The organism is Streptomyces sp. NPDC046977 (genome assembly GCF_040644455.1).
In the GTDB taxonomy this organism is placed as follows: Bacteria; Actinomycetota; Actinomycetes; order Streptomycetales; family Streptomycetaceae; genus Actinacidiphila.
Window position 1 is genome coordinate 57,258 of the sequence record NZ_JBEYWO010000012.1, and the last position, 13,084, is coordinate 70,341.

At 71.5% G+C, this 13,084-nt stretch carries 7 protein-coding genes; 4 read left to right on the forward strand and 3 right to left on the reverse strand.

The genetic code is table 11. The features are described from left to right. Positions 1-10: 10 nt before the first annotated feature. Positions 11-328 carry an antibiotic biosynthesis monooxygenase gene (locus tag ABZ883_RS19685; protein WP_360907559.1) on the reverse strand — a complete coding sequence of 106 codons (318 nt, stop codon included), beginning with the start codon at positions 326-328 and terminating at the stop codon, positions 11-13. Positions 329-546: 218 nt separating this feature from the next. On the opposite strand from ABZ883_RS19685, the gene ABZ883_RS19690 reads away from it, so the two are divergent. Continuing rightward, entirely contained in the window at positions 547-1,452 is a 906-nt protein-coding gene (locus ABZ883_RS19690; protein ID WP_360907561.1) for an AraC family transcriptional regulator, read from the forward strand. A gap of 90 nt (positions 1,453-1,542) precedes the next feature. Here ABZ883_RS19690 and ABZ883_RS19695 read toward each other — a convergent pair whose 3' ends face one another. Next, entirely contained in the window at positions 1,543-4,947 is a 3,405-nt protein-coding gene (locus ABZ883_RS19695) for a S8 family serine peptidase (protein WP_360907563.1), read from the reverse strand. A 556-nt stretch (positions 4,948-5,503) separates the two neighbouring features. Beyond that, complete coding sequence (locus tag ABZ883_RS19700; RefSeq protein WP_360907565.1) at positions 5,504-6,814, reverse strand: epoxide hydrolase family protein; 1,311 nt, start codon at positions 6,812-6,814, stop codon at positions 5,504-5,506. Between the two features lie 319 nt (positions 6,815-7,133). Here ABZ883_RS19700 and ABZ883_RS19705 point away from each other — a divergent pair, with 319 nt between their 5' ends. The 3 genes from ABZ883_RS19705 (at position 7,134) to ABZ883_RS19715 (ending at position 13,019) form a co-directional block, all read left to right on the forward strand. After that, positions 7,134-8,270 (forward strand): FAD-dependent monooxygenase, encoded by a 1,137-nt coding sequence (locus ABZ883_RS19705; RefSeq protein WP_360907567.1) that lies wholly within the window; start codon positions 7,134-7,136, stop codon positions 8,268-8,270. A gap of 229 nt (positions 8,271-8,499) precedes the next feature. Continuing rightward, the gene (locus ABZ883_RS19710) at positions 8,500-9,351 is read left to right on the forward strand and encodes a formate/nitrite transporter family protein (RefSeq protein ID WP_360907569.1); all 852 of its coding nucleotides are present in this window, start codon (positions 8,500-8,502) and stop codon (positions 9,349-9,351) included. Positions 9,352-9,572: 221 nt separating this feature from the next. Beyond that, on the forward strand, positions 9,573-13,019 hold the full coding sequence (locus ABZ883_RS19715; protein WP_360907571.1) for a phosphocholine-specific phospholipase C: 3,447 nt from the start codon (positions 9,573-9,575) through the stop codon (positions 13,017-13,019). Positions 13,020-13,084: the final 65 nt, after the last annotated feature.

Sequence of the window (13,084 nt, forward strand, 5' to 3'; positions counted from 1 at the left end):
TGATGGGGGGTCAGAGGACGGCCTTGCCGCCCACCGGGACGTGGTCGGTGTACGGCGAACTCGCCGCCACCAGTTCCTGGACCCGCGCCACGATCGCCTGCGCGGCGGCGCCGGCGAAGACCCGGTGGTGGTCCTCCTCGCTCGTCCAGCCCTCGGCGACGTGCACGATGTCGCGGTCGGCGGCCGAACGGGAGACGAGGTAGACCAGGCAGTGTTCGCTCGCGGCGGGGTTGCCCTCGTCCAGTGCGGTCAGCAGCAGGTCGGCCAGCCGGTCGCCCATCGCGGGCCTGGCGGTGAGTGTGGCGCTGAATCCGTAGCCGGCGGTCATGGCGGTGCTCCTCTGTCGACGGGGATCCGGGGATCCGGGAATGTCCGTTCCTCCCCGAGCCGCAGGTCGTGTCCGCTGCCGCCGGGGTGTCACGGATCCCATTTCACCGTGCTGACGTGCGGCAACGGTAGAACGAAGCTCGCCGGTGCTTGCACGATCGTCCCGTCCTGGCGTCCCGAACGGGAATTCCGGCCGGGCCGCTGTGCTGCAATGGAGCCATGGGATTCGACGAGCTCCGCACCCTGCTGGCCCGGCATGTGCGCGATGACGCCACCACGGACATCGGCGGTCTGCACATCGCGCGGGTCGACCGCCCGGGCCCGCCCTCGACGTCGATGTCCGGCACGGTGCTCGCGGTCCTGGCGCAGGGGGCGAAACGCCTGGCGCTGGGGGAGCGGCTGTACGAGTACCGTCCCGGCACGTACTTCGTCGCCTCCGTCGACCTGCCCGTCACCGGCCACTTCACCGAGATCGGCCCGGACCGGCCGGCCTTGGGGCTCGCCCTCGTCCTGGAACCGTCCGCCATCGCCGAACTCCTGCTGCGCGCCGGACCGGGAGACCTCCCGCGCCCCGCCCCGGGCGCCCCGCCCGGCATCGCCGTCGGGGACATGTCGCCCGAACTGCTCGACGCCCTGGTCCGGTTGGTACGGCTGCTCGACCGGCCGCGGGACCGCGGGGTGCTGGCCCCGCTCGTCGTCCGCGAGATCCTGTGGCGGCTGATCACCGGCGACCAGGGGGCCGTGGTGCGCCAACTCGGCCTGGCGGACAGTAGCCTCAGCCACATCGCGCGCGCCGTGCGGTGGATCCGCGAGCACTACGCGGAGCCGTTCCGTGTCGAGGACCTCGCCCGGCGGACGGGGATGAGCACGTCGGCGTTCTACCGCAACTTCCAGGCGGTGGCCGCGATGAGCCCCATCCAGTTCCAGAAGCGGATCCGACTCCAGGAGGCCCGTCTCCTGCTGGCCGCCCACCCCCACGACATCACGGGGGTGGGCCACCGCGTCGGCTACGACAGCCCGTCGCAGTTCAGCCGCGAGTACCGCCGCCAGTTCGGCGTACCGCCCAGCCAGGACGCGGCCGACCTGCGCGGTCTCATCCGGAGCGCGGCCCCGGCCCTGCCCTGAACGCCCGGACGTGCGCCACGGGAAGCGGCCCCCGCCGGCGGCCGGTGAGCCGTCGGCGGGGGCCGCTGTCCTGCCTGGTGCGGAGCTGTCCTACTTCTTGGGGGTCACCCGGAAGGAGCGGATGACCGTCTGGTCGACCGCGTTGCCCGCCGCGTCCTTGGCCGTGAGCCGGACGGAGGCGTAGCCACCGGCCTTGGGGGTGGTCACGGTGACCAGGCCGAGGTCGCCCCAGCGGATGACCCGCAGGGTCTTCCAGGTCCTGCCGTCGTCGAAGGAGAGCCGCATGCCCAGCGCCGTGGTCGCCGCCTTGCCGCCGCGCTCTGCGTTGACGACGAAGGTGTACGTACGGCCGCCGGGGACAGCACTGGCGGAGTCCAGCGGGCCGCCGAGCCGGACGTTCATCAGCTGCTGCTGGGTCATCGTCGTGGTGCTCGGCCGCTGGGAGGTGAAGGTCCAGGTGGCGGAGGCCTTGCTGCCCAGCGTCGACCAGCCCACCGAGCGGGTGCCGGAGGACTTCAGGGTGTACGTGGCCTTCTCGTACGGGACGGGGGTCTGCAACTGGCCCAGGGAGTCCAGCGACGCGATCTTCACCCCGTTGCGGTACAGGGTCGAGGAGCCCGTGGTGCCCCGGGCCTGGCCCGAGTACGACGCCGTGTTCGCGGCGGCCGTGGAGAACAGGCCCGGGGTGAGGTAGAGCTGGTCCTCCAGACGCAGCGCGTCCAACGAGCGGGCGCGCAGCGGGGCCTGGTTCCACAGCCGGGTGGAGGCCGTGTTCGGCCGGAACCGCGTGGTGTCGGCGAACTGGATCTCGTCGAAGCCGGCGGTGTTCTGGGCGCGCATGCCGAGCGTGCGGTCCCAGACGATCGCCGCGTCGTCGGTGTAGTAGCGGGTCTGCCTGCCCGGGACCGGGATCTGGCTGCCGTCCACGAAGGCGACCGCGCCGTACGTCGGGACCGGGGTGTCGATCCGGACGCCGAGCGGCTTGCCGCCCTGGCCGGCGTAGGTCTCCTCAACCCGGGCGAGCGAGCGGTCGGGGAGCCTGCGGGTGAGGGTGGACGGGATGCCGCCCTTGGCGTTGACGGCCAGGTTGTAGGCGTAGCTCGACGCCGGGCTGGTGGCGGTCACGGGCTTGGTGCCGGTCCACCGCTGGGCGGTGAGGAACCAGAACGGGTGGCCGGTGACCTGGGCGGTCGGGGTGGCGTAGATGCGGTCGCCGGGGAAGCCCATCACGAACTTCTGCGTGCCGTAGTGCCCGTCGGTGCTGATGGACGTCACGCTGGCGAAGATGCCCTCGTTCGTCGCCTGGCTCTTGTCGACCGTCAGGTTGACCTCCTTGGCCGTGCGGCCGTCGAGGCTGAGCGAGGTGTCGCCGGTGAGGTGGACGCCCGGCGTGGAGAACAGGACCGAGGTGTGCCCGACGGGGTCGAACTTGTTCGCCGAGATGTCGTACTCGCTCTCGGGCAGCTGCATCGACGCCTTGCCGTCGGCGTCGGTGGTGACGCTGTACTGCAGACCGGTGCTGACGTCGAAGGCGTTGACGTACGTGCCCTCGCCCACCGGCTTGCCGTCGAGGCCGAGGACCGTGAACGACAGCGCGTGGGTGAGGGGTTCGGCGTAGACGCCGAAGGCGTCGCGGACCGTGGTGGCGCCGTCGTCCGTGGTGGCGACGATCGAACCGCCGTAGGCGCCGGTCATCGTGGCGTCGACCGTGGCGGTGAGGCCGGCCGAGGCGGTGCCGCCGGCCGGGACGGTCACGGTGTCCGCGGACAGGGTGAAGGCGCCGGCGGGTGCCTTCGTGCCGCGGGGCCCGTTGGCGTCGACGGACAGGTGCAGCGTGACGTCGGCGGCGCCGTCGTTGGCGTACGTGACGGTGCCGGTCCGGGTGACGTTCTCGTGCGGGAAGTCGGCCTTGCCGAGGCTGATGCTGCCGGAGGTGGCGCGCACGGTCTGCACGGCGGCGCGGGCCACGTCCAGGCGTCCCGTGCCCTGGTCGTAGGCGGTGAGTCCGGGCAGGCCCTTGGCGGCGCTGGTGAGGGCGGACTTGAAGTCGGCCGCCTTCCAGTCCGGGTGCTCCTGGGCGAGCAGCGCGACGGCGCCCGTGACGTGCGGGGTGGCCATCGAGGTGCCGGACGCGGTGACGTACGAGGCGCCGACCGGGTCGCCCATCGTGGTGCCGGCGGCGCGGGCCGCGGTGATGTCCGAGCCGGGCGCGACGATGTCGGGCTTCACGGCGAAGTCGCCGATGCGCGGGCCGCGGCTGGAGAAGTCGCTGAGAGTGTCCTGCTTGGTGGTGCTGCCCACGGTGAGCGCGGAGTCGGCGATGCCCGGGCTGCCCACGGTGCCGCCGAAGTAGTCGGCGGCGGGGGCGCCCTCGTTGCCCGCCGCGATCACGAACAGCGTGCCGTGCTCGGCGGTCAGCTTCTCGACCGTCTCGGTGAGCGGGTCCGTCTGTGCGTACGGGGCCGAGCCCAGGCTGAGGTTGACGGCCTTCGCGCCGGCCTCCGACGCCCAGGTCATGCCGTTGATGACCGCGTCGTCGGGGCAGAAGCCGTCGTTGTCGCAGACCTTGCCGACGAGCAGTTCGGCGTCGGGGGCGACGCCCTTGTACTTGCCCGCGGAGGCGGCGCCGGTGCCCGCGATGATGGACGCGGTGTGGGTGCCGTGGCCGTGCCCGTCCACCACGGTGCCGGACCCCGTGAAGTCCATGGTCCGGCCGGCGGCCGCCTTGTCCTTGAGGTCCGGGTGGGTGGGGTCGTAGCCGGTGTCGAGGTCGGCCACGACGACGCCCTTGCCGGTGATGTGCACACCGTTGGCGTCGACACTGTCCCAGACCTTGGGGGCGCCGATGATGCCGGTGCTCTCGGCGAGGGCGACCCGGCTGCGGCCGTTGAGCCACAGTTCGTCCAGCGGGCCGCGCAGCCCCTGTGCCCCGGTGACGAACTTCCAGAACGAGGCGGCGTCGTGCTTGGCCGGGGCGAAGCTGCCGCCGTCCAGCACGTCCAGGGTGCGGGAGATCCGCACGCCGTGCTGCTGGATCGCGGCGCGTGCCGTGGCGGACTTGCCGCTGCGGCTCGAGTAGATCAGGGGGAGCGTGGTGGTCGAGGCGTCGTCGTAGCCCGCGTCGAGCTGCTCGGTGACGTCGAACAGGCGGGCGTCGAGCCGTCCGGAGGTCAGCAGGGCCTGCGCGTCCGACGGCACCACCGAGATGTGGTGGTCGGAGCCGTGCCACTGGTGCGACACCTCGAAGGCGATGCCGGCGCGGCCGGGGCCACGCTGCACGCTCACCGCGGGTACACCGCTGGTGCCCTGGACGACCGTCACCTTGTCACCGGTGATCAACGTGACGGTCCGGACCGACGCGGACCCGGTCGGAGCGGTGCCCACGGGGGACGCCCCCGTGACGGGGCTCTGGGATGCCAGCGCGGCGCCGGGTACGGCGCCCGCCAGGAGGCCTGCCAGGGCGGGGATCAGGGCCCATCGGGCTTGTATTCGCATCTACGACTACCCTTGGCCGCCCGGGAGACCGGTAACACGGGCGGCGGACGGTGGGGCACCCGGCGGTTTCCGGGCACCCTGGAGCACGGCCGGAGCAGCCTCGTGGAAGGGACGTCGGACGCCCCGCCCACTCAGTTGGAAGTTCCGACCGAGTCCTTGGTCACGAGGGATGAGAAAACCACACCCGAACAAGGTTGCATAGGGATGTGGGTTTCCCGTCCAGGAGATTGCGGCCCCGGCCCTTCGGGGGCGTTCTGCAATACATCGGAAAAGAAGGCGGTCTTTGTCCGTATTCGGCTGCGGGTGCCGTGCCGGCGACCGCGCGCCGGGTCCGGATATCGCGCGGCGACCGCGAGTTGTGGACACCGGCGCGGGGCGGCAGCGGAATCCATTCCGCCGCTTCAGTCAACAAGGCCTATTTACAGGCGAGTTCACACATCGCCGCGGTCGTGGAAGGGCTCCGGCGCAGGCGAACTCAGGGAGTCGGAGCGGATGTTGCCGGCGGCGACGACCGACATGCGTCACGTGTGCCCCGGGGAGACCGGGTCGTCCGGTCTCACTTGCCGGCGGCTCCGGGACGACGCAGGGTCGCGAATGCGGCGCGCAGTTCCCTGGTGAAGATGTCCGGCACTTCCCAGGCCGCGAAGTGACCGCCCTTGCGGGCCTTGTTGTAGTAAATGAGGTCGTGGTACGCCTGCTTGGCCCAGCTCAGCGGCGCCTGGTAGATCTCGCCCGGGAACACCGTGATGGCCGCGGGGAGGGAGACCGACACCGCGTTGAAGTTGTTGGCGTTGTTCTCCCAGTACAGGCGGGCGGAGGAGACCGCGGTATTGGTGACCCAGTAGAGCGTGATGTCGTCGAGCATCTCGTCGTTGGTCAGCACGCGCTCGGGGTGGCCCCCGCTGTCCGTCCACGCGGCGAACTTGTCGTACATCCAGGCGGCCAGCCCGGCAGGGGAGTCCGTCAGCCCGTATCCCACGGTCTGCGGGCGGGTGACCATCATGGCGGAGTAGCCGGATCCCCTCGTGTAGAAGTCGGCGAGTTTGTCGTACGCTGCCCTCTCGTCCACGGACAGGCCGGCCGGGGCCGGGTCACCGCAGGCGAGTTTCTTCGCGATGTCCGGCGGCACCGTGGCCGGGAAGTTCACATGGATGCCGAGCAGTCCCGGGGGGCGCTGCACCGCCATCCGGTCCGAGATCACCGCTCCCCAGTCGCCGCCCTGGGACACGTAGTGCTCGTATCCCAGGCGCTCCATCAGCACGGCCCAGGCCCGGCCGATGCGGTCGGGCCCCCAGCCCGTGGTGGTCGGCCTCTCCGAGAAGCCGTATCCGGGCATGGAGGGGATGACGAGATGGAAGGCGTCCTCCGCGCTTCCCCCGTGCGCCGTCGGGTTGGTGAGCGGGTCGATCACCTTGAGGAATTCCAGGATGGATCCCGGCCAGCCGTGGGTGAGAATCATCGGCAGGGCGTTCGCGTGCCGGGAGCGGATGTGCAGGAAGTGGATGTCGAGCCCGTCGATCTCGGTCATGAACTGGGGCAGGGAATTGAGCTTCGCCTCGATCCTCCGCCAGTTGTAGGACGTCGCCCAGTAGAGCGAGAGTTCCCGCATCGTCGCCAGCTGCACGCCCTGGGACTGGTCGGGGACCGTTTCCCGGTCGGGCCACCGCGTTGCCACGATGCGCCGGTGCAGCTCGTCGAGATCCCCCTGCGGAATGTCGATGCGGAAGGGGCGGACGGCCGTGCCCGCCTTCGCCGCGACCGGTTTCCGGGAGAGCAGGCCGAAGGCCCCCGTGGTTGCCGCGGTCATGGCGGCGGCCGAGGTGAGGAGCACCTTCCGGCGGGAATGCCAATGAGGGAACTCGGGCACGGCGGATCTCCTTGGGGGTGATTCCCTGCGATTCCTGCGACGGCCCTGGGAACGCCTGACGGGAAGGCCGGCAACCGGCGGAAAAGCGCTCGGTATTCATCGCCTGAACGGTGTGACCGCACGTCACGCTAATTGGCGGGGTAGGGGCCCGCAACCTGGCTCCCGCGAACGGCTGACGCGGTGAATCCCGGTGGACACGCGCGTGTTGCGGGTGTCCGGAGGGTGTGTTTAGGCTCCCTCGCCGAGCGGGTGACGTGCGGGAGCGGCCGCGCGGCAGTGGAGGTGCGCCATTTCGGGGACGAACGGCTTCGCGGCGACGGTGATCGGCGGATCGCTCGGCGGTCTGGCGGCCGCGCACGAACTACGGGCTGCCGGGGCCGATGTCGCCGTCTACGAACGGTCGGCGCCGCGGACACCGGCACACGGCGCCGGCATCGTCGTGCGGCCGGACATCGAGGCGCTGCTGCATCGCCTGGGCGTGCCCGTCGAGGCGGTGGGCGTCGAGCTGTACGAGAGCCAGCGACTCGACGCGGACGGGAGGGCCGTGCGCGAGGAGGCCCCGCAGTCGATGACCGCCTGGGACGTCCTCCACCACGTGCTGCGGGAACCCCTCGCCGAAGTGTGCCACCGCCTGGACGGCGCGCTGCGGCGCGTGCGGGTGGAGGGCCACGAGGTCACCGCCGAGTTCTCGGACGGGTTCACCGCGCACGGCAATTTCCTCGTGGGGGCGGACGGCATCGGTTCGGCGACGCGCAGACTCCTCGACCCGTCCTTCCGTCCCACGTACGCGGGGTACGTCGGATGGCGCGGACTGGAACCCGAATCCCGGCTTCCGGGTGAGCTGCTGGGGCTTCTCTCCGGTCGTCTCACGCACTTCACCTCCGACGGGATGCAGATGCTCTGCTCCTTGGTCCCGGGAGCCGGCGGCGAGCTGGAGAAGGGCGCGCGGCGCGTCAACTGGGTCTGGTACGTCAACGTGGCCGAGCGGGATCTGCCGGGGCTCCTGACGGGCCGCTCCGCGCGGCGTTCCGCGTACTTCCTTCCGCCCGGCGACGTGCCGCCGGAGACCGCCGAGCGGGTGGTGCGCCAGGCAGAGGTGTCGCTCCCGCCGGCCCTCGCCGAGCTGGTGGGGCTTTCGGACCCCTTCGCGCAACCGGTGCTGGACGTCCCCCCGTGGCGCATGGTGGCCGACCACGCGGCGCTCATCGGCGACGCGGCGGGGACGGTCCGCCCCCACACCTCGGCGGCGGCGTCCAAGGCCTTCGGCGACGCCGCGGGCCTGGCGACGGCCCTGCTCGGGTGGACCCCGGCGCAGCCGCTGCCGGCCGTCGCCCTGGAGCACTGGGAGGTGCTGCGCCTCGACCGTCTGGTCACGCTGGCCGGAACGGGCCGGGAGCTGGCGGCGGCCTCGGGGCTGGGGGTCGGGGCGGGGAGCACGTTCTTCACCGGCGACTGACCCGACGACGGGACATATACCGCGATTTTACCGATACCGGAATGAGTCATGGCCGCGATTTGTGACGGTATTGGCATTCATGTCGCACGTCCTCGCTCCGGCTGTGTGATGTAGGACTCCTTTTCCTTCGAGCTGTCCTTTTCGGCCTAGCATCGAGAAAAGTGCGGGGTTATTCCCTGCATTACCTGTATTCCCTGTATGTCCGTCGTGCGACCTATGAGGTGACAGCATGCCCATCCCCGTTTCGCAGGCCCTCGAAGACCAGGGGCAGGTGGCCGCCGACAAGGCCGCCGACCTCCGCAGGCCGGGCCGGTTCCTGGTCAGTTCCATGCTGGCCGGGGCGTTCATCGGGGTTGCGGCGGTCCTGCTGCTCGCGGTCGCGGGGCCGCTGCTGGTCGCCTCGTCGCCGTACACGAAACTCGTCGAGGGCCTGGTCTTCGGGGTCGGGCTCACGCTGGCCGTGTTCGCCGGCGCCGAACTGTCCACCGGCAACATGATGACCGCGGTGCAAGGGGCGATCGTCCGGCGCATCACCGCGGCCGACGCGGGAGCGCTGATCGTCGGATCGTTCGTCGGCAACCTCGTCGGGTCGGTTGCCTTCGCCTGGCTCGTGCACGGCAGCGGTGTGATCACCTCCGGTGGGGCCCCCGGGCACACCGCCCCGGCGCTCGCCCTGCTGGCGAGCCTGGTGAAGGCGAAGGCGGCCGAGTCGGGGGCCGCGCTGTTCTTCCGCGGGGTGCTCTGCAACTTCCTGGTCTGCCTGGCCGTGTGGATGGCGGCGCGGACCCGGTCCGAGGGTGCCAAGCTGACCGTGATCTTCTGGTGCCTGCTGGCGTTCGTCGGCTCGGGGTTCGAGCACGTCGTGGCGAACATGACCTACTACACGCTGGGCATGTTCGAGCACATACCCGGCGCGAACGCGGCCGCCTTCGGGCGCAACCTCCTGCTGGTGGGCCTGGGCAATCTCGTCGGCGGTGGTCTGCTCGTGGGCGCGGCCTACGCCTTCGTGGGACGCGGCCCGCGGACGAAGACCGCAGGCGAGTCGGCCGACAGCGAGACGCCCGCGACGGTCTCCGCCTGAGAAGGAGAGGCCCGGGCCTCCCGACTCCGGGCAATGGCAGGGGAGTTGCGGTGAACCGGGCCATCGCCGTTGCGGGAATTGACGTCGCGTCAGGCAACACCGTGTGCCGCGCCCCCGTGTGACGCGAACAGTTGAACGCCCGGCGCTCCCTCGTGAACGGCGGACGAAGCTCTGTCGCGGAGGGTTACCGGCTGCTCGGCCCGCAACTTAGCCTCCCCACTATGTCCGACATCTCCCGCCGCAAGCTCCTCGGCGCTCTCGCCGGTGGTACCGCGCTCTCCTTCCTGCCCCCGTCGCTCCTCCAGGCCATGGCCGCGCCGATGGCGCCCGGTGGCATGGACGCGATCGAGCACGTGATCGTGCTGATGCAGGAGAACCGTTCCTTCGACAACTACTACGGCGCCCTCAAGGGTGTTCGCGGCTTCGGCGACCGTACGCCGCTGCGGCTGCCCGACGGCGCGACGGTCTTCGAGCAGCCGCGGGCCGCCGGCGGCGCCGTCCTGCCCTTCTCCGCCCGGCAGGCCGCGCGCGACGCCGGCCGCCCCGAGAGCGACATCCAGTACCTGGGCTCGCTCCCGCACGGCTTCTCCGACGCCAACCAGGCCCGGGCGAACGGCTGGTGGAACGACTGGGTGGCCGCCAAGGGCCAGAGCACCATGGCCCACTACGACCGGCGGGACATCCCCCTCCAGTACGAGCTGGCCGACCGCTTCACCATCTGCGACTCCTACTTCTGCTCCGTGTACGGCTCGACCAACCCCAACCGCAACTACCTGTGGACCGGCACCACGGGCTACGAGCCGGACGGAGTCAACAGGGCCGTCACCAACGCCGCCTACGACTACAACCACGGCGGCTACAACTGGACGACCTACCCCGAGCGCCTGGAGGCGGCCGGGATCTCCTGGCAGATCTACCAGGAGTGGGACAACTTCACTGACAACGCTGTCGAGTACTTCCGCCCCTGGAAGGAGATCGGCCGCAAGATCCTCTCCAAGGTGAGCGGTCAGTTCGCCACCACCGAGCAGTTCTACGACAGCCTCTGGGACCGGACCGAAGCGGACCGCCGGGCGGCGCTCGCCCAGTTCCAGCAGGGCGTCGACGCGCTGGACGAGGCCGAGCGCGGGCTCTTCATGCGCGGCGCGTACCGCTCCGAGCCGGACACCCTGATCACCCGGATGAAGCAGGACATCCGCAACGGCACGCTGCCCAAGGTGAGCTGGATCGTGCCCACGGCGGCGCTCTCCGAGCACCCCGGCTCCTCCACCCCGGTCGGCAGCGCCAACCTCATCTACGACCTGCTCGACGCCATCGCGAGCGACCGCGAGACCTGGTCGAAGACGGCGGTGTTCATCAACTTCGACGAGAACGACGGCTACTTCGACCACGTGCCCGCGCCGGTCGCGCCGAAGCCGGAGTCCGGCAACAGCGACGACTGGTTCGGCGGCCGACCGGTCGGCCCCGGCCCGCGCGTGCCGATGACCGTCGTCTCGCCGTGGACGCTGGGCGGCTTCGTCTGCTCCGAGGCGTTCGACCACACCTCCGTGATCCGCTTCCTGGAGCGCTGGACGGGGGTGCAGGAGCCCAACATCAGCGCCTGGCGCCGCAGCGTCTTCGGCGACCTCACCTCCGCCTTCGACTTCAGCCACGGACGCAACCAGCCCGACGTGGAGCAGCCCGGCCCGGTGCCGGCGCCGATCGGCCGCTGGAACCCCGTCCCGCCGAAGGAGCAGGCGCTCCCGGAGCAGGAGGAGGGCACCCGGCCCACCCGTCCGTCGCCGTACCGCCTGTCGCTGCGCGCCGAGGTCGCCGGGTCCCCGGCGAACGGCGTCCGGCTGACCCTGGGGAACACCGGCAGCACGGCCGCCACGATCACCGCGTACTCCGGTGACGGAACGGCCCCGCAGACCTGGACCGTGGGCAGCGGCGCGACGGCCACCGGCACGGTCGCCTACGACACCGACGGCTACGACCTCCAGGTGCGCGGCCCCGGCTGGGCGCTGTGGGAGCTGCGCGGCGCGGGCGTGGGCGCCGAGGCCTTCCTCGTCGACGAGAGCGGCACCGGCCCGGTCCGCATCCAGTGCAGCAACCCCTCCTCCACGACGCGCACACTGCTCGTGGGCGAGTCGGTCTACCCGCGCAACGCCAACGACGAGATCAGCACCGTCACCCTTGCGCCCGGCCAGACGCGGACGGTCTCGGTCCACCCCTCGCACCACGGCTGGTACGACATCGTGGTCGTCGACCTGGACGACCCGCGCTTCCTGCGCCGCATGACGGGCCGTCAGGCGGACGGCAAGGAAGGCGTCACCGACCCGGCCACCGGAACGGTCCCGGCGCTGAGCGCGGCGATCGCCCTCCCCGCCCCGCTGCCCTCCCTGGACGCCCCGCTCGCGCAGGGCAGCCCGGCCGAGGTCGTCGTCACCGTGACGAACCAGGGCACGGACACGCTGGTCGCCCTCGCGGTGTCCCTGCTCGCGCCCACCGACTGGACGCTCGAACAGGCCGGCTCCGCGCCGAAGTCGCTCGCTCCGGGAGCCTCCGCCGAGGTCCGCTTCACCGTCACCCCCGCCGCGGACGCCACAGCGGGCAGCCTCGCCGTCGCCGCGCACGCCGACGGCAAGGGACTGCTGAAGGTCGCCGACGCGCGGGTGCGGACCAAGGTCGCGCCCGCGATGAGCGTGGCCCTGACCGCTCCCGCCACGTCGCCGAAGACCGACGGCACCGTGCTGTCCCCGGACAGGCCGCTGACCGTCACCGCGACCGTCACCAACGCCGGCAGCGCCCCGCTGACCGGCCTGGCGGCCTCGCTCGCGCTGCCCGCCGGCTGGAAGGCCACCGCGGCGGCGGGCACGCCGGCCTCGGTGCCGGCCCGCTCGTCGGTCGCGCTCACCTGGGACGTCGTGGCCCCGGCCGCGGCGGCGCGGTCCTCCGCGACCCTTCAGGCGACCGTCACCGCTGTCCTGGCCGGCCGCACCAAGGAGCAGACCGCGTCGCTGCCCGCCAAGGTCGGTCCCGTCATGACCGGTCTGCTGCTGGCCGAGGACTTCGAGTCCGTCGCCCCCGCCTTGGCCCCGGCCGCCGACCTCAGCCGGCCCGGCCTGGTGGGCTGGACGCGGACCACCCCCGCGGGCTGGACGATCACCAACGCGAGCGGCATGCCCCAGGGCACGCGGGAGCTCCAGGGCTGGACGTTCCTGTCCAAGCAGTTCTGGTTCCCGGCCGCGCAGGACCGCACGAACTTCACCCGCGGTCTGGGAATCGTTGCGGTCGCCGACCCCGACGACTGGGACGACACCGGCAGCCCGTCCGGCCGCGGCCGGTTCGACTCGACGCTGACGACCCCCGCGGTCGCCGTCCCGGCGGGGACGTCGACGCTGCACCTCGGCTTCGACTCGCACTACCGCCAGGAGAGCCCGCAGGAGGCCGAGGTCACCGTCGAGTTCGACACCGGCGAGAAGTCCCGCGTGCTGTACTACTCCAGCGCCACCTCCGGGAACACCAACCGCGGCCAGGACCAGCAGAACCGCCTGGTCGACCTGCCCGTCACCGTCCCGTCGGGGGCGACGTCGGTCAAGGTGAACTTCCGGATCTTCAACGCCGGCAACAACTGGTTCTGGGCGATCGACAACGTCCGCCTGGGCACCGGCCCGATCGCCGACGCCTGATGCCGTCCGCCTGCGCGGGGACCCGTCCGTCCCCGCGCGGGCGCGACCGCGGCCGCCCCCGGCCC

Excerpts from the sequence above, each read along its gene's own strand:
- ABZ883_RS19685 (WP_360907559.1), bottom strand. The coding sequence starts at position 328 with ATGACCGCCGGCTACGGATTCAGCGCCACACTCACCGCCAGGCCCGCG.
- ABZ883_RS19690 (WP_360907561.1), top strand. The coding sequence starts at position 547 with ATGGGATTCGACGAGCTCCGCACCCTGCTGGCCCGGCATGTGCGCGAT.
- ABZ883_RS19695 (WP_360907563.1), bottom strand. The coding sequence starts at position 4,947 with ATGCGAATACAAGCCCGATGGGCCCTGATCCCCGCCCTGGCAGGCCTC.
- ABZ883_RS19710 (WP_360907569.1), top strand. The coding sequence starts at position 8,500 with ATGCCCATCCCCGTTTCGCAGGCCCTCGAAGACCAGGGGCAGGTGGCC.
- ABZ883_RS19715 (WP_360907571.1), top strand. The coding sequence starts at position 9,573 with ATGTCCGACATCTCCCGCCGCAAGCTCCTCGGCGCTCTCGCCGGTGGT.